The 21,796-nt window shown below is 65.7% G+C and carries 24 protein-coding genes, 2 tRNA genes, 3 pseudogenes and 1 riboswitch; of the genes and pseudogenes, 10 read left to right on the top strand and 19 right to left on the bottom strand.

Going from position 1 to position 21,796, the window contains the following annotated elements; genetic code table 11:
• The first annotated feature begins 165 nt into the window (after positions 1–165).
• The 3 genes from IT41_RS07670 (at position 166) to metK (ending at position 4,954) form a co-directional block, all read left to right on the top strand.
• Complete coding sequence (locus IT41_RS07670) at positions 166–2,160, top strand: DEAD/DEAH box helicase (RefSeq protein WP_036740084.1); 1,995 nt, start codon at positions 166–168, stop codon at positions 2,158–2,160.
• Positions 2,161–2,163: 3 nt separating this feature from the next.
• Positions 2,164–3,720, top strand: coding sequence for an apolipoprotein N-acyltransferase (gene lnt, locus IT41_RS07665; RefSeq protein ID WP_231564713.1), 1,557 nt, complete (start codon positions 2,164–2,166; stop codon positions 3,718–3,720).
• A gap of 12 nt (positions 3,721–3,732) precedes the next feature.
• Positions 3,733–3,781: riboswitch (SAM-SAH riboswitch) on the top strand.
• 6 nt (positions 3,782–3,787) lie between these two features.
• Positions 3,788–4,954 carry a methionine adenosyltransferase gene (gene metK, locus IT41_RS07660; protein WP_036740083.1) on the top strand — a complete coding sequence of 389 codons (1,167 nt, stop codon included), beginning with the start codon at positions 3,788–3,790 and terminating at the stop codon, positions 4,952–4,954.
• A 142-nt stretch (positions 4,955–5,096) separates the two neighbouring features.
• Here metK and IT41_RS07655 read toward each other — a convergent pair whose 3' ends face one another.
• On the bottom strand, positions 5,097–5,723 hold the full coding sequence (locus IT41_RS07655; RefSeq protein ID WP_036740082.1) for a J domain-containing protein: 627 nt from the start codon (positions 5,721–5,723) through the stop codon (positions 5,097–5,099).
• A gap of 69 nt (positions 5,724–5,792) precedes the next feature.
• Here IT41_RS07655 and IT41_RS07650 point away from each other — a divergent pair, with 69 nt between their 5' ends.
• The 4 genes from IT41_RS07650 (at position 5,793) to IT41_RS07635 (ending at position 9,077) form a co-directional block, all read left to right on the top strand.
• Positions 5,793–6,044 (top strand): BolA family protein, encoded by a 252-nt coding sequence (locus tag IT41_RS07650; RefSeq protein WP_036740205.1) that lies wholly within the window; start codon positions 5,793–5,795, stop codon positions 6,042–6,044.
• Positions 6,045–6,125: 81 nt separating this feature from the next.
• Positions 6,126–7,091, top strand: a complete 966-nt coding sequence (gene glpX / locus IT41_RS07645; protein WP_036740081.1) for a class II fructose-bisphosphatase — start codon at positions 6,126–6,128, stop codon at positions 7,089–7,091.
• A 46-nt stretch (positions 7,092–7,137) separates the two neighbouring features.
• Complete coding sequence (recJ, locus tag IT41_RS07640) at positions 7,138–8,880, top strand: single-stranded-DNA-specific exonuclease RecJ (protein ID WP_036740080.1); 1,743 nt, start codon at positions 7,138–7,140, stop codon at positions 8,878–8,880.
• 122 nt (positions 8,881–9,002) lie between these two features.
• Positions 9,003–9,077, top strand: a tRNA-Glu gene (locus IT41_RS07635).
• Here IT41_RS07635 and IT41_RS19865 read toward each other — a convergent pair.
• The 16 genes and pseudogenes from IT41_RS19865 to pdxH form a co-directional block, all read right to left on the bottom strand.
• Positions 9,065–9,697, bottom strand: coding sequence for a tyrosine-type recombinase/integrase (locus tag IT41_RS19865; RefSeq protein ID WP_074947993.1), 633 nt, complete (start codon positions 9,695–9,697; stop codon positions 9,065–9,067). The genes IT41_RS07635 and IT41_RS19865 overlap by 13 nt on opposite strands.
• A gap of 102 nt (positions 9,698–9,799) precedes the next feature.
• Positions 9,800–9,982, bottom strand: coding sequence for a nucleoside/nucleotide kinase family protein (locus tag IT41_RS19860; protein ID WP_074947992.1), 183 nt, complete (start codon positions 9,980–9,982; stop codon positions 9,800–9,802).
• Positions 9,983–10,209: 227 nt separating this feature from the next.
• Complete coding sequence (nadC, locus tag IT41_RS07625) at positions 10,210–11,046, bottom strand: carboxylating nicotinate-nucleotide diphosphorylase (RefSeq protein ID WP_036740078.1); 837 nt, start codon at positions 11,044–11,046, stop codon at positions 10,210–10,212.
• Between the two features lie 122 nt (positions 11,047–11,168).
• Positions 11,169–11,291, bottom strand: a complete 123-nt coding sequence (locus IT41_RS21860; RefSeq protein WP_269429302.1) for a hypothetical protein — start codon at positions 11,289–11,291, stop codon at positions 11,169–11,171.
• Between the two features lie 97 nt (positions 11,292–11,388).
• Positions 11,389–12,012, bottom strand: a complete 624-nt coding sequence (locus IT41_RS20650) for a hypothetical protein (RefSeq protein WP_139221581.1) — start codon at positions 12,010–12,012, stop codon at positions 11,389–11,391.
• A gap of 42 nt (positions 12,013–12,054) precedes the next feature.
• Positions 12,055–12,446 (bottom strand): annotated as a pseudogene (locus IT41_RS07615) (hypothetical protein).
• Between the two features lie 422 nt (positions 12,447–12,868).
• Entirely contained in the window at positions 12,869–14,041 is a 1,173-nt protein-coding gene (locus IT41_RS07610; RefSeq protein WP_036740203.1) for an SAM-dependent methyltransferase, read from the bottom strand.
• Positions 14,042–14,156: 115 nt separating this feature from the next.
• A complete protein-coding gene (locus tag IT41_RS07605) occupies positions 14,157–14,459 on the bottom strand; it encodes a hypothetical protein (protein WP_074947991.1) in 303 nt (100 codons plus the stop codon).
• 24 nt (positions 14,460–14,483) lie between these two features.
• Positions 14,484–14,645 carry a helix-turn-helix domain-containing protein gene (locus tag IT41_RS19855; RefSeq protein ID WP_036740202.1) on the bottom strand — a complete coding sequence of 54 codons (162 nt, stop codon included), beginning with the start codon at positions 14,643–14,645 and terminating at the stop codon, positions 14,484–14,486.
• A gap of 64 nt (positions 14,646–14,709) precedes the next feature.
• Positions 14,710–15,081 (bottom strand): transposase, encoded by a 372-nt coding sequence (locus tag IT41_RS21855; RefSeq protein ID WP_036740074.1) that lies wholly within the window; start codon positions 15,079–15,081, stop codon positions 14,710–14,712.
• 198 nt (positions 15,082–15,279) lie between these two features.
• Positions 15,280–15,778, bottom strand: a pseudogene (locus tag IT41_RS19840) (IS66 family transposase); the annotation flags it as partial.
• Between the two features lie 49 nt (positions 15,779–15,827).
• Positions 15,828–15,896 (bottom strand): annotated as a pseudogene (locus IT41_RS21960) (IS66 family insertion sequence element accessory protein TnpB); the annotation flags it as partial.
• A 368-nt stretch (positions 15,897–16,264) separates the two neighbouring features.
• Positions 16,265–16,341: transfer RNA gene (locus tag IT41_RS07580), tRNA-Pro, on the bottom strand.
• A gap of 71 nt (positions 16,342–16,412) precedes the next feature.
• Positions 16,413–16,910 (bottom strand): DUF192 domain-containing protein, encoded by a 498-nt coding sequence (locus IT41_RS07575; RefSeq protein WP_036740071.1) that lies wholly within the window; start codon positions 16,908–16,910, stop codon positions 16,413–16,415.
• On the bottom strand, positions 16,907–17,500 hold the full coding sequence (locus tag IT41_RS07570; RefSeq protein WP_036740070.1) for a cold-shock protein: 594 nt from the start codon (positions 17,498–17,500) through the stop codon (positions 16,907–16,909). Before IT41_RS07570 ends, IT41_RS07575 begins: the two co-directional genes overlap by 4 nt.
• A gap of 130 nt (positions 17,501–17,630) precedes the next feature.
• Positions 17,631–18,293 carry a pyridoxamine 5'-phosphate oxidase gene (gene pdxH, locus IT41_RS07565; RefSeq protein WP_036740069.1) on the bottom strand — a complete coding sequence of 221 codons (663 nt, stop codon included), beginning with the start codon at positions 18,291–18,293 and terminating at the stop codon, positions 17,631–17,633.
• 83 nt (positions 18,294–18,376) lie between these two features.
• Here pdxH and fabI point away from each other — a divergent pair, with 83 nt between their 5' ends.
• The 3 genes from fabI to gpt are packed head-to-tail and all read left to right on the top strand — an operon-like array spanning position 18,377 to position 20,337.
• A complete protein-coding gene (gene fabI, locus IT41_RS07560; RefSeq protein WP_036740068.1) occupies positions 18,377–19,204 on the top strand; it encodes an enoyl-ACP reductase FabI in 828 nt (275 codons plus the stop codon).
• A gap of 9 nt (positions 19,205–19,213) precedes the next feature.
• On the top strand, positions 19,214–19,813 hold the full coding sequence (locus IT41_RS07555; protein ID WP_036740067.1) for a LysE family translocator: 600 nt from the start codon (positions 19,214–19,216) through the stop codon (positions 19,811–19,813).
• 26 nt (positions 19,814–19,839) lie between these two features.
• Complete coding sequence (gene gpt / locus IT41_RS07550; protein ID WP_036740066.1) at positions 19,840–20,337, top strand: xanthine phosphoribosyltransferase; 498 nt, start codon at positions 19,840–19,842, stop codon at positions 20,335–20,337.
• 72 nt (positions 20,338–20,409) lie between these two features.
• On the opposite strand, the gene IT41_RS07545 is transcribed toward gpt, so the two are convergent.
• The gene (locus IT41_RS07545; RefSeq protein ID WP_036740065.1) at positions 20,410–20,706 is read right to left on the bottom strand and encodes a hypothetical protein; all 297 of its coding nucleotides are present in this window, start codon (positions 20,704–20,706) and stop codon (positions 20,410–20,412) included.
• Between the two features lie 79 nt (positions 20,707–20,785).
• Positions 20,786–21,418: an RNA polymerase sigma factor gene (locus tag IT41_RS07540; protein ID WP_036740064.1), complete on the bottom strand. Its 633-nt coding sequence runs from the start codon at positions 21,416–21,418 to the stop codon at positions 20,786–20,788.
• Between the last annotated feature and the right edge of the window lie 378 nt (positions 21,419–21,796).

Genomic DNA, 21,796 nt, shown 5'->3' with positions numbered 1-21,796 from the left:
AGTCCGCCCATGTCTGCATCCGGCAGACAAGGCGAGGGGCGTGCGGAAATTGCGTCCCGACCCGCCGCAATACCCGGCTTCCGGCATATGTCGGGCATCAGGCAGGGCGGCGATGGACGCAAGAACTGCGCGGGGGGAACCCGCGCATTGATACGAAAGCCCCGAATGACGAAATTTTCCGATCTCAAACTTGACCCCAAGGTCCTGAAGGCCATTGCCGATGCGGGCTACGAAGCCCCCACGCCGATTCAGGCCGGGGCCATCCCGCCGGCGCTGGAAGGCCGCGACGTGCTGGGCATCGCCCAGACCGGCACCGGCAAGACCGCCAGCTTCACGCTGCCGATGATCACGCTCCTGGGTCGCGGCCGCGCCCGCGCCCGCATGCCGCGCTCGCTGGTGCTGTGTCCGACCCGCGAACTGGCGGCGCAGGTGGCGGAGAACTTCGACACCTATGCAAAGAACACCCGTCTGACCAAGGCGCTGCTGATTGGCGGCGTCAGCTTCGGCGAACAGGACAAGCTGATCGACCGCGGCGTCGATGTGCTGATCGCCACGCCGGGCCGGCTGCTGGATCATTTCGAACGCGGCAAGCTGTTGCTGACCGGCGTCCAGATCATGGTCGTGGACGAGGCCGACCGGATGCTCGACATGGGCTTCATCCCGGATATCGAGCGGATCTTCCAGCTGACGCCCTTTACCCGCCAGACGCTGTTCTTCAGCGCCACCATGGCGCCGGAGATCGAGCGCATCACCGACACTTTCCTGCACAGCCCCGAACGCATCGAGGTCGCCCGCCAGGCCACCACCAGCGAGACGATCACCCAGAAACTGGTCGAGATCGCGCCCACCCGGCGCGACCAGAGCGCCAAGCAAAAGCGCGAATTGCTGCGCGCGCTGATCCGTGCCGAAGGCGAGGGGCTGAAGAACGCGATCATCTTCTGCAACCGCAAGACCGAAGTCGATATCGTCGCCAAATCGCTCAAGGCGCATGAATTCGATGCCGCTCCGATCCATGGCGATCTGGACCAGCGCCATCGCATGGCGACGCTGGACGACTTCCGCGAAGGCAAGCTGCGCTTTCTGGTGGCCTCGGACGTGGCGGCGCGCGGGCTGGACATCCCGGCGGTCAGCCATGTCTTCAACTTCGACCTGCCCTCGCATGCCGAGGATTACGTCCACCGCATCGGCCGCACCGGCCGCGCCGGACGTCAGGGCACCGCGATCTCGATCGGAACCCCGGCTGACGAGAAATACCTGACCGCCATCGAGGCACTGGTCAAGCAGACCCTGCCCCGCGCCGCGCAGCCCGAAGGCTTCACGCTGTCGGCCGCCGCGCAGGCCCCGGCACGCGCGCAGCGCGACACCCCCCGCCGCGACCGTACCGGCCGCCGTGGCGGCCGCCGCCACGAGGACGAGCAGGACCGCCAGCCCGCGCCGCGCGAGGAGGCCGCGCCCGAGCCGCGCGCCGAAACGCAGGATCGGCGCCACCGCGACCATCGCAACGACCGGCGCGAGGATCGGCGCGAGGATCGCAGGGGCGACCGCCACCCGATCCTGGGCATGGGCGATCACGTACCGGAATTCATGACCCGCAGTTTCCGGCCGGCGATCAATCCCGCCGCCGTAGGCGATGCAGAAACCGACTCCGGCCCGAGCACGACCGACAAGGCCGAGAACGCCGCCAGGGCCGAAAAGCCCGTGCAGGCCAGCGAAGCCCCGGCGCCGGCGCCCGAGGCCCGGCAGGACGAAAAGCCCGAAGCACAGCCCGAAGCCGACGCGCCTGCCGAAGCTCAGGCGCCCGCCGCCGAAGCCGCGACCGAATCCGCCCCCGCGCCCGCCGCCGAACAGGCCGAAGCGCCCAAGGAAAAGCCGGTGCGCAAACGCAAGCCGCGCGTGGCCAAGCCCAAGCCCGAAGAGACAAGCGCCGCCGATGCCGAAATTCCGGCCGAGGCCGCGCCCGAAGTGGCTGACGATGCGGCATCCGAAACCGGCGACAAGCCCAAGGCCGCGCGCAAGCCGGCCAAGCCGCGCGCCCCGCGCAAGCCTCGCGCCAAGGCGGCAGCAAAACCCGATTCCGGCGAACAATCCGCGCCCGACGAAAGCGCGGCGCAGCCGGCCGCCGATACCGCCGATGGCGGCGGTTCCGCGACCGAAGGCTGACCCATGGACGCCGCCGCCCCGATGCTTGGCAGCTCAGGGCGGGCGCGCCGCCCCTCATGGCTGATCCTGCTGGGATGCGCGGGGCTTGGCGCATTCGCGGCGCTCGGACAGGCGCCCTGGGATCTGTGGTTCCTGGCCCTGCCCGCCCTGGCCGTCCTGTGCTGGCAGATCGCCCGCGCCGTCTCGCCGGCGCAGGCGGCATGGTCGGCATTCGCCGCCGGCCTCGGGCATTTCGCGCTGGCCATGTCATGGATCGTCGAGCCGTTCCTGGTCCAGCCCGAGATCTATGGCTGGATGGCGCCCTTTGCCCTCGCGCTGATGGCGGCGGGCGGGGCGCTGTTCTGGACCCTGCCGGCATGGCTCGCGGCACGTCTGCTGCCCGGCTTTCCGCGCCAGGGCCTTGCATTCGCCGCGCTGATGATCCTGTCGGACTGGCTGCGCGGCTGGATCTTCACCGGCCTTCCCTGGGCGCTGGCCGGGCATATCTGGACGGACACGCCCGCGAGCCAGCTGGCGGCCCATCTGGGCGCGTTGGGGCTGTCGGCGCTGACCATGCTGGCCGCCGCCCTGCCGCTGGCCTGCTGGCGCGGCCCGGCCGGGCGGTGGCGCGGCGCCCTGCCCGGGGCGATCCTCGCGGCCCTTGTCGTCGCCATGGCCTGGAGCGCCGGCATGGCGCGCCTTGCCCGCCCGCTGCCCGACGATACGCCGATCAAGCTGCGGCTCGTCCAGCCCAATGCCAAACAGGCGCTGAAATGGGACCCCTACTGGTCCGAGGTGTTCTTTCGCCGGCTGCTCGACCTGTCGGCCGAGCGTGATGCGGACCGCGCCGCGCCCGATGTCGTCATCTGGCCCGAAACGGCGGTCAATTTCCTGCTCGACCAGTCCGGCACCGCGCCCCGCGACATTGCCGCCTATGCCGGCGCGCCGGTCATCCTGGGCATCCAGCGGTCCGAGGGCGCGCGTTATTTCAACAGCCTGAGCAGTTTCTCGGCCGAGGGCATCGGTCCGGTCTATGACAAGTTCCATCTGGTTCCGTTCGGCGAATACACGCCCTGGGGCGATGTGCTGGCGCAGTTCGGAATCCGCGCCTTTGCCGCGCAGCAGGGCTACGGCTATTCGCCGGGCGCCGCCCCTGCCGTGCTGCGCTTTCCCGGCCTGCCGCCGGTGCAGCCGCTCATCTGCTACGAGGCGATCTTTTCGCGCCATCTGATCACCGGCGCGGACCGGCCGGGCTGGCTGCTGCAGGTGACCAATGACGCCTGGTTCGGCAATCTTTCGGGGCCCTATCAGCATCTGGCGCAGGCGCGGCTGCGGGCGATCGAAAGCGGGCTGCCGCTGATGCGGGCGGCGAATACCGGCGTCTCGGCGGTGATCGGCGCGCGGGGCGAATTGCACGCGACGCTGGAGCTGAACCGGACCGGGCGGATCGACGCGCGCCTTCCCGGCGCGCTGCCCCCGACGCTCTGGTCGCGTTGGGGCGACTGGCCGGTGCTGCTGCTGACGCTCGCCGCGCTTGGCCTGCTGTGGCGATATCGCAGGTTGACTGTCCCGAGGCCTTAATCTATCGCGGGCATACCGTCACAACGGCTTCCTGGCGTGACGGCCTGGTATGAACGGAGCACGCCCCATGAACAGACAGAACTACGTGTTCACCTCGGAATCGGTTTCCGAGGGGCACCCGGATAAACTATGCGACCAGATCTCGGACGCGGTGCTGGACGCATTGCTGACCGAGGACCCGGCGGCGCGCGTCGCCTGCGAAACCTTCGCCACCACCGGCACGGTCATCATTGGCGGCGAGATCGGCCTGAGCGACCAGGACAGGCTGGCCGAGTACATGGGCCGGATCAGCGAGATCGCGCGCAATACCATCCGCGACATCGGCTACGAGCAGGAGAAGTTCCACTGGAACACCTGCCATGTCCACAATTACCTGCATGAGCAATCCTGCCATATCAGCCAGGGCGTCGACCGCGACGGCGCCGGCGATCAGGGCATCATGTTCGGCTATGCCGTGGACGAGACGCCGGAACTGATGCCCGCGCCGATCCAGTATGCGCATGCCATCCTGCGCCGCCTGGCCGAGGCCCGCAAATCCGGCGCCGAGCCGACATTGGGGCCGGACGCGAAATCGCAGCTCAGCCTGCGCTATGAGGACGGCCGCCCGGTCGAGGTCACCAGCCTCGTCATCTCGCATCAGCACCATGACGAGGGGCAAAGCTCGGACGATATCCGCGCCATTGTCGAACCCTATATCCGCGAGGTCCTGCCCGAGGGCTGGCTGACCGAGAATACCGAATGGTGGGTGAACCCGACCGGCACCTTTGTCATTGGCGGTCCTGACGGCGATGCCGGGCTGACCGGGCGCAAGATCATCGTGGATACCTATGGCGGAGCCGCGGCGCATGGCGGCGGCGCGTTCTCGGGCAAGGATCCGACCAAGGTGGACCGCTCGGCGGCCTATGCCGCGCGCTATCTGGCCAAGAACGTGGTGGCGGCCGGTCTGGCGCGGCGCTGCCTGATCCAGCTGAGCTATGCGATCGGCGTGGCCAAGCCCCTGTCGATCTATGCGGACACGTTCGGCACCGGCGAGGTTCCCGAGGCCGAGATCGAAAACGCGATCGCGCGGGTGATGGATCTGACGCCGCGCGGCATTCGCGACCATCTCGATCTTCGTCGGCCGATCTATCGCCGCACGGCGGCCTACGGGCATTTCGGTCGCGCCCCAGAGGCGGATGGCGGCTTTTCCTGGGAACGGACGGATCTGGTCGAAGCGCTCAGGCGCGAGCTGTAATCGCGGCGCGGGCGATGGGGGCTTTGCCCCCGCGCGTTCCGCGCTCCCCCAGGATATTTGACATGAAAGAGAAGGGCCGGGGCGGCACTGCCCGCGGCCCTTTCTGCATAGCTGGGGTCCGGGGCGCGGAACCCCGCCGCGGTCAGTCCTTGAAGCTGCGGCTGTCCTTGATCTGATCCCAGGCCCAGACGACTTCCTGCAGGCGATCCTCGTCCGAGCGGTCGCCGCCATTCATGTCCGGGTGAAGATCCTTGACCAGCGACTTGTATTGCTTGCGGATTTCGGAGCGCGTCCAGTGGTCCCTGGCCTCAAGTATCTCAAGCGCCTTGCGTTCCGTCGGTGGCAGTTTCCGGGCAGCGCGGTTGCGCAATTCGGGATTCGTGCCGTTCGCGCCCAGGATTTCCAGCGGGTCGTCGATGCCGTGGCGGGCCCATTTCTGTTCCTTGGTGGTCCGGCCAAAGGGTTTGGTCGGCCGCTCCCACACCGTGGCATTGTCCAGAAATTCCTGGAACTCCGCCTCGGACTGGCCCTGGAAATAGTTCCAGTTGGCATTGTATTCGCGCACGTGATCCTTGCAGAACCAGTAATAGTCGTCGAGGTTGCGCGGATTCTTCGGCGCGCGGTACTGGCCCGGCGCATCGCAGCCCTCCTTGTCGCAGCGGCGCGTCGAGGTCTCGAAGGCGCCGGACATGCCGCGTCGGCCCTTGGACCGGCGTTTCTTGTCCGAGGCTGCGGAAATATCGAATCCGAACGGGTCGCTGTTGCTCATCTGCCTGCCTTGTCCTGAACGGGACAGGCAGTTTAGGCTATTTCCCGAGACATGAAAGGGGGGATGCGGATGATTGCCGACGAGATGCGCGAAAGATTGGCGGAGCTTGAGCCTTCGCGGCTGGAAATTCTTGATGAAAGTGAAAGCCATCGGGGGCATGGCGGCTGGCGCGAGGGCGGTCAGACACATTTTCGCATCCGCATTGCCAGCGCGCGGTTTTCGGGCCTGAACCATGTCGCCCGGCACCGGCTGGTGCATCGCGCGCTTGGCGATATCGTCCCGCGCATCCACGCGCTGGCGCTGGAGCTTTCCGAGAACTGAGGCGTTAGCGCCGTCAGGCTTGCCGGTGCGACCCGCCCCGCGTAGAAACCGGGAAAGCGGAAAACACGAAGGATGTTGACGATGAGTTCGCCCAAGGATTTCAACGACCGGATGCTGTCTCTGGGCCTCGCACGCGTGAGCGAAGCCGCCGCCCATGCCTCGGCCCGGCTGATCGGCCGCGGCGACGAAAAGGCCGCCGATCAGGCCGCCGTCAACGCCATGCGCGAGCAGCTGAACCTGCTGGACATCAGGGGCGTCGTCGTCATCGGCGAGGGCGAGCGGGACGAGGCGCCGATGCTCTATATCGGCGAAGAGGTCGGCAGCGGCGACGGCCCCGAGGTGGATATCGCGCTGGACCCGCTGGAGGGCACCACGCTGACCGCCAAGGACATGCCCAACGCGCTGACCGTGATCGCCATGGCGCCGCGCGGCACGCTCCTGCACGCGCCCGACGTCTACATGGACAAGCTGGCGATCGGGCCGGGCTATCCCGTCGATGTGGTCAGTCTGGACATGTCGCCGTCCGAGCGTGTGCGGGCGCTGGCCAGGGCGCGCGGCTGCAAGGACAGCGATATCACCGTCTGCGTTCTGGAACGCCCCCGGCACGAGGATCTGGTGGCCGAGATCCGCTCGACCGGGGCGGCGATCCGGCTGATCACCGATGGCGATGTGGCCGGCGTGATCCACTGTGCCGAGGCCGAGCTGACCGGCATCGACATGTATATGGGTTCGGGCGGCGCGCCCGAGGGCGTGCTGGCGGCCAGCGCGCTGAAATGCATGGGCGGGCAGATGTGGGGCCGGCTGCTGTTTCGCAACGATGACGAAAGGGGCCGCGCGGCCAAGGCCGGCATCTCCGATCTGGACCGCATCTATTCCCGCGACGAGCTGGTCACCGCCGATGTGATCTTTGCCGCGACCGGCGTGACAAACGGCTCGATCGTGGCCGGCGTCAAGCGCGAGCCGCATTACCTGCAGACCGAGACCATCCTGATGCGCTCCAAGACCGGCTCGGTGCGGCGGATGATCTACCGCAATCCGATCAGGTAAGCCTCGCCGGGCTTGATCCGCGGGCGGTCATGCGGGAATAAGCCTCATGACCGCCTTTCTCGACGTATCCTCATCCCTGACCGGACGCCTGTGGCGCGGCCCCGAACCGGCGCTGGAACGCGCAGCCGAGGCGCTGGCGCAGGACAGCCGCCTGCCCCTGCCCGTCGCCCGTGTGCTTGCCGCCCGTGGCGTGCCCGCGCATGAGGCCGCCGCCTATCTTGAACCCAGGCTGCGCGACCTGCTGCCCGATCCGCTGAGCCTGCGCGACATGGGTGCGGCCGCCGCGCGCATCGTCGCGGCGACACGGGCCGGTCAGCGAATCGCCATATTCGCCGATTACGATGTCGATGGCGGCGCCTCGGCGGCCTTGCTGCTGGACTGGCTGCGTCAGCAGGGGCGCGACGCGACATTATACATTCCCGACCGCATCGACGAAGGCTATGGCCCCAACGCCCCCGCCATCGCGGCGCTGGCGCGCGATCACGATCTGATCGTCTGCGTCGATTGCGGCACGCTCAGCCATGGCGCGCTAGCCGCTGCCGCACCGCGCGACGTGATCGTGCTGGACCACCATCAGGGGGGCGAGACCCTGCCCCCGGCGCTGGCGGTGGTGAACCCCAACCGCGCCGATGAGGATGGCGCGCTTGGTCATCTGTGCGCCGCGGGGGTGGTGTTTCTGACACTGGTGCAATGCAACCGGCTGTTGCGCGAATCGGGCGAGCCACAGCCCGACCTGATCGGGCTTCTGGATCTTGTGGCGCTGGCGACGGTGGCGGATGTCGCGCCGCTGACCGGCGTCAACCGCGCCTTTGTGCGGCAGGGTCTGGTCATCATGGCCCGGCGCGAAAGGCCCGGCCTGGTGGCGCTTTCGGACGTGGCGCGGCTCGATTCGGCGCCCAACGCCTTTCATCTGGGCTTTCTGCTCGGGCCGCGCATCAATGCCGGCGGCCGCGTGGGCCGGGCCGATCTGGGCGCGCAATGCCTGTCCTGCACCGACCCCGCCAGGGCCGCGAAATATGCCGCCGAGCTGGACGAGCTTAACCGCGACCGCCGCGCCATCGAGGCCGCCGTCCGCGAAGAAGCCCTGGCCCAGGTCGAGGCGCGCGAGTCCTCGCTGGTGGCCTGGGCCGCCGGCGATGGCTGGCATCCCGGCGTCGTCGGCATCGTCGCCGCGCGGGTGAAAGAGGCGACCGGCCTGCCCTCGGTCGTGATCGGGGTCGAGCGCGGCATCGGCAAGGGTTCGGCCCGTTCGGTCCCCGGCGTCGATCTGGGCCGCGCCATCCAGCGCCTCGCCGCCGAGGGGCTGCTGCTGAAAGGCGGCGGCCACGCCATGGCCGCCGGCCTGACCGTCGAGGAAGCGCGCATCCCCGCCGCCATGGCCCGCCTGTCCGAACTGCTGGCGCGCGAGATGGCCGCGCGGACCGGCGCGGGCGAGCTGCGCATCTCGGGGCTGATGGATCCGGCGGGCGCGACGGTCGAACTGATGCAGATGCTCGAGCGCGCCGGCCCCTTCGGTCAGGCGGCCCCTGCCCCGCGATTCGCCTTTGCCGATCAGTTGATCGAGAGCGCCGGAACCATGGGCGACAGTCATCTGCGCCTGCGTTTCCGCAGCCCCGGAAGCGCCACGGTCGAGGCCGTCGCCTGGGGCGCCATGGCCGGCCCGCTGGGACCCGCGCTTCTGGGCGCCAAGGGCCGGCGCTTTCATCTGGCCGGCAAGCTGGAGCTGTCCCAATGGGGCGGGCGCGAACGGGTGCGCCTGCGTCTGGACGACGCCGCGCCCGCGCGGTAATCGCCCCGTCCTGCGCGGCGGAAAAACTTCGTCACGAGGTGATTTTTCCGCTTGCAGCCTTTGGATAGCTGGCCTAAACACCGCTCCACGCTGCGAGGCGCAAGATCGCAGCGGTCCAAAGTGGCCCGTTCGTCTATCGGTTAGGACGCCAGGTTTTCAACCTGGAAAGAGGGGTTCGATTCCCCTACGGGCTGCCACTTACCCCAATTTTATATTGATTTTCCTGTATTTTTTCGGGATTATGGACCGCGCCGCCGAGGCCGTGATCCATGTTGCTCATCTTGATGCGCCCAGACGCGGCCAGCTTCCGGCGGTTGACTTGCTCGACATAGACCTGCGTGGTCTTCATCTCGCTGTGTCCGAGAAGAGCCATGATCTCGATGACCGTCGCGTCGTTCGACGCCATCGCGACCGCGACGGACTTCCGAATGCCGTGCTGCGATCGAGTCGCCTTCTTCACCTTCGTCCTGGGATCCTCGACGCACAGGCCGGCTTCGATGATCCAATCCCGGACTTTATTGCCCATCGCGGCAGGCAATGCGAACGGGCGGCCGTATTCGTTGACGAGGAAGGTGTCTCGCGCGCTCAGATCGTGATGCGCCAGTTCGGCTCGGAGAAGATCCTGGACGGGCACAGACACAAGCTTCGACCCGCGCTTCTGCTGCTGGTATGCCACATATTCGCCGCCCTGATCGGACTCGAGGTTGTCCGTGCCCAGCCAGTTCATGTCACCTACTCGTCCCGCGGTGGTATCGGCAACCCACACCACATCGCTTATGCGACCGGCATCCTGCTCGGCCTGAAGCCAGCCGTTCATGCGACGCAAGCTCCGGCAGCCCAGGCCGGTGGCATGAGCAACCCGGAAATGGACACGATGAACCGGATCCTGCTGGCCTTGTGCGCAGCTTTTCCCGGTCGATCAGTGTTCTGGCGGCAGAACGCAGGTATCCTGCCACAGCCCGGCGATCTGGCCCGGTTCGCGCCGTGAGCCGTTAACGATCACGTTGATGCCGCGCCCCAGATCGTCGCGCAGGTCGCGCGGCAGGCCATGGCGCAGACCATGCGCCTGCCAGTGATGGAAAAACTCGCCGCGCGCCAGCATCTGGCCAAAGACCTCTTCGCTGACGGGCAGGTAGTCCTCGCCACTCGCCTCGGGATCGCGGGTGATGTAGCGTTGACAGAACCGTTAGAACTCATACCGTCCAAAAAAATTCCCTGACCCCGTCTAGCCATGTGTCCTTGCCGACCCCGCTGGGGCCGACGACCAGAAAGAGGGTTCCCTTGAATGACATGACAAGCTCCGGATCTGTCGTTGTCGAGGCCAGGCGGTCAGATGTCGTCCAGACCGATATCGACGCAGGCCGCGGACTGGGTGATGCGCCCGACCGAGACGAAATCGACGCCGGTTTCGGCCTTGCCGCGGATCGTCTCCAGGCGAACCCCGCCCGAGCATTCCAGCGGCACCCGGCCGGCCACCCATTTCACGCATTCGCGCATGGCGTCATTGGTCATGTTGTCCAGCATGATGACGTCGGCGCCGGCCTCCAGCGCTTCCTTGACCTGCTCGATCCGGTCGCATTCGACCTCGATCTTGGTCAGGATCGGCGCATTCGCCTTGGCGCGCGCGACGGCGGCCGCGATCGAACCGGCGACCGCAATATGGTTGTCCTTGAGCATGATGCCATTGTCGAGGCCAAGCCGGTGGTTGCGGCCGCCGCCGCAGAACACGGCGTATTTCTCCAGCATGCGCAGGCCGGGGGTGGTCTTGCGGGTATCGACCAGGAAGGCGCCGGTGCCATCGATCTCCTTGACGTATTCGGCGGTCAGGCCGGCGATGCCGCTCATCCGCTGTATCAGGTTCAGCGCCACGCGCTCTGCGGTCAGCAGAGCCTGGGCATTACCGCTGACATTGGCGAAGGTGGTGCCGGCGGGGACCCTGTCGCCATCCTTGAACAGCGCCTCGAAGGTGCAGCCCGGATCGAGCTTCTTGAAGATCAGTTCGACCATGGGCAGGCCGGACAGAACGATATCCTCGCGGGCGTTCATCCCGAAGGTGGCCACCGCGTCGTCGTCCACCATGATTTTAGTGGTCAGGTCGAAATAGTTGGAGTCCTCGTCAAACCAAAGTTCGATGAGTTGCTCCACTTTACGCATATCGATCAGCATGGTGTTCCTTTCTGGCTATCTGAAAGCGAGTTGGACAGGTTGGCAACGGCAGCCTCACGAGGCAGCCGGCCCGTCGCGCTGCCGGCGCAGCTTGATCAGGGCAAAGGCTACTAGCCCAGGATCTAGGTTTCGGTCCATGGCAGAAGCAGGTACAGCCCCGCCGCGATACAGGTCCAGCCCCGGAGCCTGGTGACCCAGCGGGCCGCTTCGGCGCCCGCGGCGATGGCGATACATCCGACGATCACGGCGACGACCTGCAGAGCGTCCCCGACCGAAACCCAGGGCTGCCGGCGACCCCGATCATGCGGATCGCCGTTTCGCCCAGCACCTAGATGGTGGCGATCAGCTTGAGGCGGGTCCCGGGGCAGAAGAAGGCCACGATCTACACGAGGCCGCGACGGCGACAAGCGTCGGCGAATAATGCAGCACCAGCATCACGCTCAGCCCAATCAGCGGGATAAGATAGGGCCAGCCCAAGATCATCACCTCGCGCAATTTTGGCACCTCGGCACGGTCGAGCGGTTCGAGACGCATCATCTCGACCTCCCCGAGCATCGCGCCCGCGATCGTGACCTTTTCCTTGATTTCCTGCGTCGGCAGCATCCGCGCCAGCTGCTCCGGCGGCTCGACCGCGGTCACACTCGCACCACCGGCGCTGGACAGCCTGCGCGGGCTTTTCGATCTTGGGAATGTCCTGGTGGATATCGTCGGTGTGGAAGCCGTCGAATGCCTGACGGATCGCGCCCCAGTTGCAGGTATGCAGCCATTCGGCGCGCAGGGCCAGTTGCTCATCGCTCCCGCTGGGGCAATAGGCGCGCATGCCCTCGACCGAGCATCCCGCGCGGCCGTCACGATGATGTCGCCGTACCACGGCCATTTCGCCGGATAGGCGCGGTCCCCGGGCTCGTCCCGGCGGATCAGGTGCTGCCGAATGCCGCTGGCACGGATATTGTAGCCCAGGCTCATTTATCGTCCTCCTTCTCGTCGAACTGCCAGGTCGCGCGATCATTAGGCTCCCGAGAGCGGCCCGCCGCCGGGCACCCTGGTCGCCAGGTCCAGCGCCCTGAGCATCGCCCCGGCGGTGGCGATGGCCGCGGTCAGACCGGCTTGCCGGTCTGCGCCTCGACCGTCGAAACGGCAGGCAGGGACGGCATCTGCAGGCAGGCGGACAGCACGATGACATCGACATCGGCATCCGACATTTCCAGTGCGCAGCTGTCGCTGTCGGCATCCATCGCCGCAAGTTCTTCCTTGGGCAGATGCTTCATGCGCATCCGTGACGAGTGGAATGTAAAGCGTTCGAGTGCGACCATTTCGCGCGCGCGCAGCAGCGCCGGAAGCTCGGTTTCCATGGTGACATTGGAACTCGGGACAATCTGCCCGACGCGGTAAGTCTTCATGATGCGCACGCTGATTGCAATGCGATCCAGATGGTCTTTGTCAGAGTCACGGCAGAGATTATTGTTTGTATGGAAACATCTTTCGAGGACCGAGAATGTTTCGGCAAGATTCTGTTTTTATGATATTTTCGAACACAACAGCCAAGCAACAACACCTGTTAGACATCTGATTCGATGCCAACTGTCACCACCCGGCGGCAGACTCCATCCCTTGGGGCGCGATCCTTTGCGGGTGGTGACCAGCAGCCCATTCAGCCCGCCGCACACCGGCATGCAATCAGGAAGAACAACCGAGAAGGGCTATCGTCATCACGCGCAACCGCGTGGAAAGCCGCCGCATGGATGCAGGCCGGCAACCCGCCGAAGGCTGCGGAAAGGCAAACCCTTCTCAGCCCGGCCGATCGCGGCGGCCCGGGGCGGCGTCAGGCATGGGCCAGCCGATACTGTACCACATCCGTCCGCGCCACCGAGAACGAGGCGATGCAGGCCGCTAGATAAAAACGCCAGACGCGGATGAAGGCGTCATCGAACCCCAGGGCCCGCACCTCGGCCCGGCGCGCATCGAACCTGTCGAGCCATTGCGCCAGAGTGCGGGCATAGTCGCGGCCAAAGCCAAAGGCGTCCTCGACCCGCAGACCGGCGCGCTCCGCCCCGGCGCGGAATCGCGCGGGCGAGGGCAGCATTCCACCCGGAAAGATGAAGGTGCGAATCATGTCGCCGCCCCTGCGGTAACGGTCGAAATACCGGTCGGCGACGGTGATGGTCTGGATCATCGCGCGGCCGTTGCGGGTCAGTGCCCCGGCCAGCTTGCCGAAATAATCCGGCCAGAACTTCTCTCCCACCGCCTCGAACATCTCGATGGACACGATGTGATCGAACTGGCTTTCCTCGTCGCGGTAATCCTGCAGCGCGATTTCGGCACCCTGCCCCAGCCGCGCGCGCGCATAGGTCGCCTGCTCGCGCGACAGCGTCAGCCCTCTGGGCGCGAAATCGCCGCGCTGCAGGGCGCGTTCGGCAAAGCCGCCCCAGCCGCAGCCGATTTCAAGCAGCCGCCCAGACCTGCCCGCCAGACCGTCGATGATCCGGTCGTATTTGCACCGCTGCGCCGCCGCCAGATCGTCCATGCCGGTTGCCGCCGGCCCGCCGAACAGCGCCGAGGAATAGGTCATCGTCTCGTCCAGCCACAGCTGGTAGAAGTCATTGCCCAGATCGTAATGGGCCGAGATATTGCGTCGCGATCCGGCCCGCGTGTTGCGGTTCAGCAGATACAGCAGCCGCATGGCCAGGGCCTGCATCGGCTTGCCATAAATATAGCGGTCCAGCACCTCTTCGTTCATCAATCCCAGCGTCAGCAACGCGGCCAGATCGGGCGAGTCGCACCAGCCGTCACGATAGGCCTCGGTCAGGCCGATATCGCCCCTGGCGGCCAGCGCGGGCACCATGCGCCAGTCGCGGATGATCAGCTCCGCTTCCGGGCCGGGGCGGTCGCCCGCGAACACGCGGGTCACGCCGTCGGGCATGGTCAGGTCGAGCTTGCCGAAGCGCAAGCCGTCAAGGCTGCGCAGAAACTCTGATCTGAGACGCCGCTCGAACATCGCCATTCCTCCTCGTCGTGGCCTCCGACGCGCCGGGCGCAAGCTGGGCGGCCTGGTGCGGCACCTGACAGTGCCCGAGAAAGACCTGACCGCCCGGTTCGCGCGCGCAGACCGGCTAAACGGCGTGGCGCGTCGCGGCCAGCAGGCCTGCCGGTCCAGCCATCGAGGTCTGCAGCCGCAGCACCCCTTCACCGCGCGTCCAGTCCGCCCATGCACCGAATCTGCCCTGTCCGGCATCGAAACAAAAGATATAACGCCCTTCACGCGGCATAAAGGAAAAGACACCGAACAGCTTGTCGCCGGCCAGCCGGTCACCGCAGTCTTTCACCCGGCCTTTTCCAGAGCGACCATGCGATGATTTGAGCTGGGATGGATGCCGCTGTGCCATGCGGTCGGCGATGCGGCGGATTTCTTGCATGGACCGGCGGATCAGCAAGCCCCGTCACTTGGCATCGAGACCACCCGTCTCGCGTCGCAACTTGATCATGTCGTTCACAAAGCGCGGCGAGAGCCGGAAATGCCGCGCCGCCTCCCGGTGCGAATTGCCCTCGTCAACGAACGCCGCGACCCGTTTGCGCAGTTCCACAGGATGTGGCTTGCGCATCTGGCGTCCCCATATCTGCCTCGGAAACAGCGAATCTCGGATCAAGTTATGTGGGAATCCTGAATCAAGTCAGTGACGGCACGATCTGACTTGCGACATATCCTGCAGTTTTGAGGTAGTTCCAGAATTCCTGGGATGAGTAGAGATCGCAGACTTCCGCGATGGCGTCGGATATGCCGATGAACGCGCGCGTACCGATCTGCCGGAAGTGGGCCTTGAGCTTTGAGAATGCCATTTCGATAGGGTTGAGATCGGGGCTGCGTGGCGGCAAGAACAGAAACCAGCACCCGGCATCTCGCATCGCCTTGGCGGCGGTGTGATGTCGTCGCCCTTCGCGATGATCCCCGCGAAACAGGACCGGTACGGGTCGAGCTTGCCCTTGCCTTTGGGACGGCTCTGAGGGGCTATGCCAGTCCGCCGGATCGCCAGCGCCCAACGCGCTCCCGTCGCGGGCGAGAGCTTCAGGCGCAACTCAGTCGCGCGTCTGCTTAACCCTTGTTCAAGATACTTCTGAAACCGCGCCCGAAGCGCTGGTGGCAAAGATGCTGAGATGATCCATCCTTCCAAACAGGATGAATCACAAACTCAGTCAGATGGGAACCCCAGCGATTCAGGTTTTCGGCGGGGTGCTTCAGGTCCAGAGCCGCGCGGTTTGCGTGCCGCCCTTCGCCAGCAGCGGCACCGTCGTGTCATCGCCTTTCAGGCGCTCGGCCCCGAGAACATGGCCCGGATCAGCGCATGGATCGGCTCAAGCGCAGCGGCGCTGGCCCCGACCTGGTCAGCCAGCGTCGAGAGGCTGATCTCGACGCCTTCCTTGACATAGCGCTCGGCCTGACGGTTCAAAGCTTGATGCTGGCCGAACTTCTCGCGGAGGGTCTGGATCACCTTCCATTGTCGCGGGATGACATCGAGCGTCTCGGTATTCGCCATCGGTCTCGAACGCATGGCGACGCGATGGCCCACTCTTTGCCCATCTTCACGATGCCATCCGAGCGGCAGCAGGAACAGGTCGTGGGCGCCGCGATCACCCCACGTCTGCGCGGCAAATGCTCCGGGAACAGCTTGCGCGCCGGGCGGCGGCGCTGGAACTCCGCAACGGTCGTGGCTTTCATCAGCCGCGCTGCCGCGATCTCGGAAGCGGCATCCGACATGGCCGAGACCCATCACGCGAGCGCTCATCGGCCCGATGAACTTTCCGGCCTCGAGGCGCTTGGTGTAGAGCGACATGCCAACCCCGTCGTGCCAGAGCAATTTTACCAGGTACCCTTGCGCCCGCGGAAGCAGAAGATCTCGCCGGCATGGGGATCGCGCCCGAGCCCCTGCTGCACCGTCGGCGCAGGGTGTTCATGCCGCGCCGCATGTCGGTGACCCCGCCTGCGCTCCACACGCAACCCCCGTCGGGAAGACGATCATCGGCCCTCCAGCGTCGGAAGCAGCCGCGCCAAAACGTCCAGGTCCACCGACGAGGGGACAAGGAGCCGCCTCCCGTTCCTGAGCACGATCTCAAGCTGGACATCAGGCACGCCTAGGGGCGCTGGATAATCGATGCAGCGCCCAGCACCCAAAGGGAAAATCGTGCCCCGATAAGGCAAATGCCCTGATGATCGACACCCAGGTGCTGGTCGGGGCGAGAGGATTCGAACCTCCGACCTACGGTACCCAAAACCGTCGCGCTACCAGGCTGCGCTACGCCCCGAACTTCGGGCTGTCTAGCGGCTGTCGCGGCAAGGGGAAAGGGGAATCTGGCGCGCTCGCGAAAACCGCGCCTCATTGGCAGGGGGCAAGCGCCGTGTCCTGCGGCAGGCGCGGATGGGACAGGACCATGCCCGGCTCGATCCCCAGACGCGCGGCCTCGCCGCCGGCAATTTCCAGCACCATCAGACGGTCAGGCGCCGGGTCATCGCCGGTGGCGCCGGGAATCGGCGTCTCGTCCAGAGGTTGCGCCATGGGATGGACGCGGCGCACCTCGCCCCGCGCATCGATAAAGATCATGTCCAGCGGAATCAGCGTGTTGCGCATCCAGAAACTGACGGGCTGCGGCTCGTCATAGATGAACAGCATCCCCTGCCCGGCCGGCAATTCGCGCCGGAACATCAGGCCCCGCGCCCGCTCGGACACGTCATCGGCGATTTCCACCGTGATTTCGACCAGTCGATCTCGCCCTGTAAACTGGGCGAGATTGTCCTGGCAAGCGGCCGCAAGGGCCGAGGAATTCGCGACAAGAGCCGAAGCCAGCGCGACGGCTGCTGCGGCCCTGAATTTCATACCGCGCCCGCGACCAGCCGCAGTTTAGCGAGCGCGGCCGCTCCCCCCGACTGGACCGTGCGCGACTCGATCATCGCCCTTTCCCAGGAGAGGATCTGCGCCGCCATCTTGCCCCTGCGCCCATCCACCACGCGCAGCGCGATGGCTTCGCCAACGGCCAGATCCGCGAAGCCGGAATGGCGCAGAACCTCGATATGCAGGAACACATCGGCCTTTTCCCCAAAGACATTGGCGAAACCGAAGCCCTTGGCCTTGTCGAACCATTTGACCCGCGCCGGCAGAAGCGGCAGCAATGCCACCTCTGCGGGAGTCGCCGAACACAGATCGGCGATGGCCGGCATCGGCTCGCTTGCCGGCGGCTCGATCGAAAGCACCTCGACCGCCTGCATTCCCCGCGGCGTCTGCTGGACAATGGCAGTTACGTGCGACCCCTCGGCAACCGAGCTCTGGCCGAAGTTACGTAACACGTTGGCGTGCAGCAGAATATCGGCTCCACCATCGGGATCGGTCAGGAAACCGAAGCCCTTGCTACCATCGAACCATTTTACGACGCCCGCGACCTTGCGCTGCTGCTCGTCGTTTTCTTGCATCTCTTCCTGTCGCCCTGTCTAAAACCAAAAACACCCGCGCACCGCACCCGTCGTCCCACGCTTTCAACTGAACGAAGGCCACACGAGAGGGGTCAGGTTTTCCTTACCATGAATAAATAGATTACCCGCATCAAGGGCTAAGACGCTCGACAATCCACAAACCTTCGGCGGAATCCGGCTGATGTACGGGCATTGCCCTGTTTTTAATCAAATAATCGCGTTTCAACCAACGAAATCGGTCGTGCAATCGAAAGGCACCATCGGCCCAGAATTCGATCTGGACCGGCTTGACGCGATAGCCGCCCCAATGCGGCGGCCGCGCGGGGTTCAACCCGAGATTGATTCCCTGCCGCGCCACCTCGGCCATCAGCGCCGCCCGGCTTTCCAGCGGCCGGCTCTGGCGCGAGGCCCAGGCGCCGATCCGCGATTGCAGCGGGCGCGAGCGATAATATTCATCTGCCTGCGCATCCTCGACCCGGCTGACATGGCCGCGCACACGGATCTGGCGACGCAGGGATTTCCAGTGCATGACAAAGGCCGCCACCCCCGTCGCCTCGATCTCGACCCCCTTGGCGCTTTCGAAATTCGTGTAGAAAACGAAAGCCCCGTCCTCGCCCCGGCCCTCGACCTCCTTCAGCAGTACCATGCGGACATCGGGCAGGCCATCGGCATCGACGGTCGCCAGCGCCATGGCATTGGGATCGTTCGGCTCGGTCGCGCCGGCTTCGTCCAGCCAGGCGCGCACGATGTCGAAAGGGTCGCCGCCGGCAAAGATTCCGCTGCGCTCGTTCATGCCCAAACCGTCACCGACACTTGATGCCTCCCTACAGTTGTCCTAATCCTGCTGCAAAGCGAAGAAGCGCAAGGGGCAGCATCATGTCAAGTAACGCCGGTATGGGGCTGATGAAAGGTCGGCGCGGCCTGATCATGGGGCTGGCCAATGACAAGTCGATTGCCTGGGGAATTGCAAGGGCGCTGGCGGATCAGGGCGCCGAGCTGGCCTTTTCCTATCAGGGCGAGGCGCTGAAGCGCCGCGTCGAGCCGCTGGCCGCGCAGGTCGGGTCGGATTTCCTGGCCGAATGCGACGTTGCCGATGAGTCCTCGATCGACGCGCTGTTCCAGACCATCGCGACGCGTTGGGACAGCATGGATTTCATCGTCCACGCCATCGGCTTTTCCGACAAGGAGCAGTTGCGCGGCCGCTATGCCGACACCACGCGCGAGAATTTTCTCATGACGATGGATATCTCGGTCTATTCATTCACCGCCGTCGCCCGCCGCGCGGCGGCGATGATGTCCCGGGGCGGCTCGATCCTGACGCTGACCTATTACGGGGCCGAGCGCGTGATGCCGCATTACAACGTCATGGGCGTGGCCAAGGCCGCGCTCGAGGCCAGCGTGCGCTATCTGGCCGAGGATCTGGGCAAGGACGGCATCCGCGTCAACGCGATCTCGGCCGGGCCGATCAAGACGCTGGCGGCATCGGGCATCGGCGATTTCCGCTATATCCTGAAATGGAACGAGCTGAACTCCCCACTGCGCCGCAATGTCAGCCAGGAAGAGGTCGGCAAATCCGCGCTTTATCTTCTGTCGGATCTGGGATCGGGCGTGACCGGCGAAACCCATCACGTCGATTCGGGCTATCACATCGTCGGCATGAAGGCCGTCGACGCCCCCGATATCGCGACAACGAAAAAGGAATAACCCCCGACCGTGGGCGCCGAACAGCTCATCGCGCTGATCTCGGCGCTGTCGCTGGCGATCCTGACGCCGGGCCCGTCGATCATCGCCACGGTGCAGACGGCCTTCGCGCATGGCCGGGAACGCGCCCTGCCCTATGCCCTGGGGCTGGCGGTCGGGGCATCGCTGTGGTGCATCTTTGCCCTGATGGGGCTGGCCGTTCTGTTCCAGCTGAACCCCGCGCTTTATGTCGGCTTCAAGATTTTCGGCGGGTTCTACCTGCTGTGGTTCGCGTGGCGGCTCTGGGCGGCCTCGACGCAGCCGCTGCCGCAGGCGGCGGGCGGGGCCAAGGGCTTTGCCGGCGGCATCGTTCTGAACCTGTCCAACCCCAAGCCCGCGCTGTTCTATGCCGCGCTGATCCTGTCGGTCTTTCCCGAACCGATGGGATTGTCGCGGCAGGGCCTGATCTATGCCATCTGCGTCGCGACCGAGATATTCTGGTATTCCACGGTCGCCGTTCTGATGTCGACAGCGACCATGCGCGCGCGCTATTTTGCCGCGAAGTTCTGGATCGACCGGGCGGCGGCGCTGGCCATGGCCGCGCTTGGCCTGCTGTTGATCCTCAAGCACTGAGACACAGCCAAAGGAGCCAGCCACGAATGAACGATCGCCTGCCGCATGAAAAGGGTTTCCACATCAGCTGGGATCAGATCCACCGCGATTCCCGTGCCCTGGCCTGGCGGCTCGAGGACAGGCAATGGCGCGCTATCCTGGCCATCACCCGGGGCGGGCTGGTCCCGGCCATGATCGTCGCCCGCGAACTGGACGTCCGCACCATCGACACGATCTCGGTCAAGTCCTATCGCGGCAAGGGCGGGCAGGAACAGGGCGCGGTCGAGGTGCTCAAGGCCCCCGATCCTTCGGTCATGCAGGACGGAGACGGCATTCTGGTGGTCGACGATCTGGTCGATTCCGGACGCACCCTGGAGCATGTCCGCAGCATGTATCCCAAGGCCCATTTCGCCACCGTCTATGCCAAGCCCAAGGGCCGGCCGATGGTGCAGACCTATGTCACCGAGGTCAGTCAGGACACCTGGATCTTCTTTCCCTGGGACATGGCGCTGCAATATGTCCAGCCCTATCGCGGCGAGGATTGACGCGTTTCACCTCGGACCTGAAACGCCACGGGCCCGCCGCCGAAAGCTTCGGCGCCGGTTGCGGCCACACGATCACCCATCGCGGCCGGTACAGAGGCATCCCGCAACGGCAGCGGCAAGATCGCGGCGGATGATGGCCAGGATCGCCTCGGCGTCGCGGGCTTCCAGATCCAGCGCCCGGGCCGCGGCGGCCAGGCTCTCGCCGTCGATATCGACCCGACGAAACAGCTCGCAAGCCAGGGTGGCGACATGGTGGCGCAACTCCTGCTCGCAGGCGCAATAGACGCTTGCCAGAAGGTTCGCGATCTCGGGGATCGCATCGGTCGCCGTGAAGGCTCCGCCCGGTTGCACCAGGGTCGAACGTGTCATGAAAGGCCCCCTCTTGCCCATGCGCCAGCGCGCATCGACAGAAAGACGCCCGGCCAGGGGAAAGGTTACATGATCGCGATCAGTGCGACGGGCGGTTCACGCAATCGGTGCCCTCGACCGGGTGTTCGCAACCTGCCGGGGGGCAGGAGCAATCCTCGAAACCATGGCGGCAGCATGGCCCGCAATGGGCCAGCAGGGCCTCGCCCAATGCCGCGCGGGCACGGTGCAGGCGGACATTCAGCGTGCCGGGCCGCAGCCCCAGATCCGCGGCCACCGTCGCGCGATCGTCCTCGTCTATATCGATGCGCCGGATCAGATCGGCATCCGAGGGACGCAGTTCGCCGACCAGCCCGTTGACGCATCTGCAGATCACCGCCATATCCTCGGCCGGTTCCTCGGCCTGTTCGGCGGATTTCATCTCCAGCGCGACGGCATCGCTGAGGCGCCGCCTGCGGCCCGCCTTGCGATAATGGTCGTTCAGCGCCGATCGCAGCACCGCATAGAGCCAGGCGTCCATCCGCTCGGCATCGCGCAACTGGTCCTTGCGGGCCAGAACGCGGATGCAGAATTCCTGCAGCACATCCTCGGCATCCGCCCGGTTGCCGAGCCGCTTCATCAGAAAACCCAGAAAGGCGCCGCGGCCAATCCGCAATGTCCGGTCCAGCGCCGGGCCGCTGCCGGGCGCGCTCGCGTCCTTCGATGCGCCTGTCATCGTCGTTCCTTCCTCACGCGGCTGCCCGCCATTGGCCCGAAGCGAACAGGGCCGGACATATGCGCGCGCATGTCTTGCGCACGATGATATCAATCAGATTTGACGTTCCCATTCCCGCCCGAAGGCAGAAGAACGAGAGGCAAGCATAGCGCCGGAAAAGGGTGCCGACAACGACCCCGCGCCCAATACCTGCGCGAAGAAGCGCATGTGATAGCGGGTCGGGATCGCCGGCGGCTTACATCTCGCCTGCCCGCTGCGGCTCATCCCCGGCATGGGGTCGATTCGCGGGGATGGAGGATGAGGGCGTGCCGATGGGCGAGGAGCGGGTGGCCTCGGTGGTGTTGAAGGCGGAGTTGGAGGGGCGGAGGGGCAGTTAGG

This window comes from Paracoccus halophilus, assembly GCF_000763905.1.
Classification (GTDB): Bacteria; Pseudomonadota; Alphaproteobacteria; order Rhodobacterales; family Rhodobacteraceae; genus Paracoccus; species Paracoccus halophilus.
This window is presented reverse-complemented; position numbering and strand designations above follow the sequence as displayed.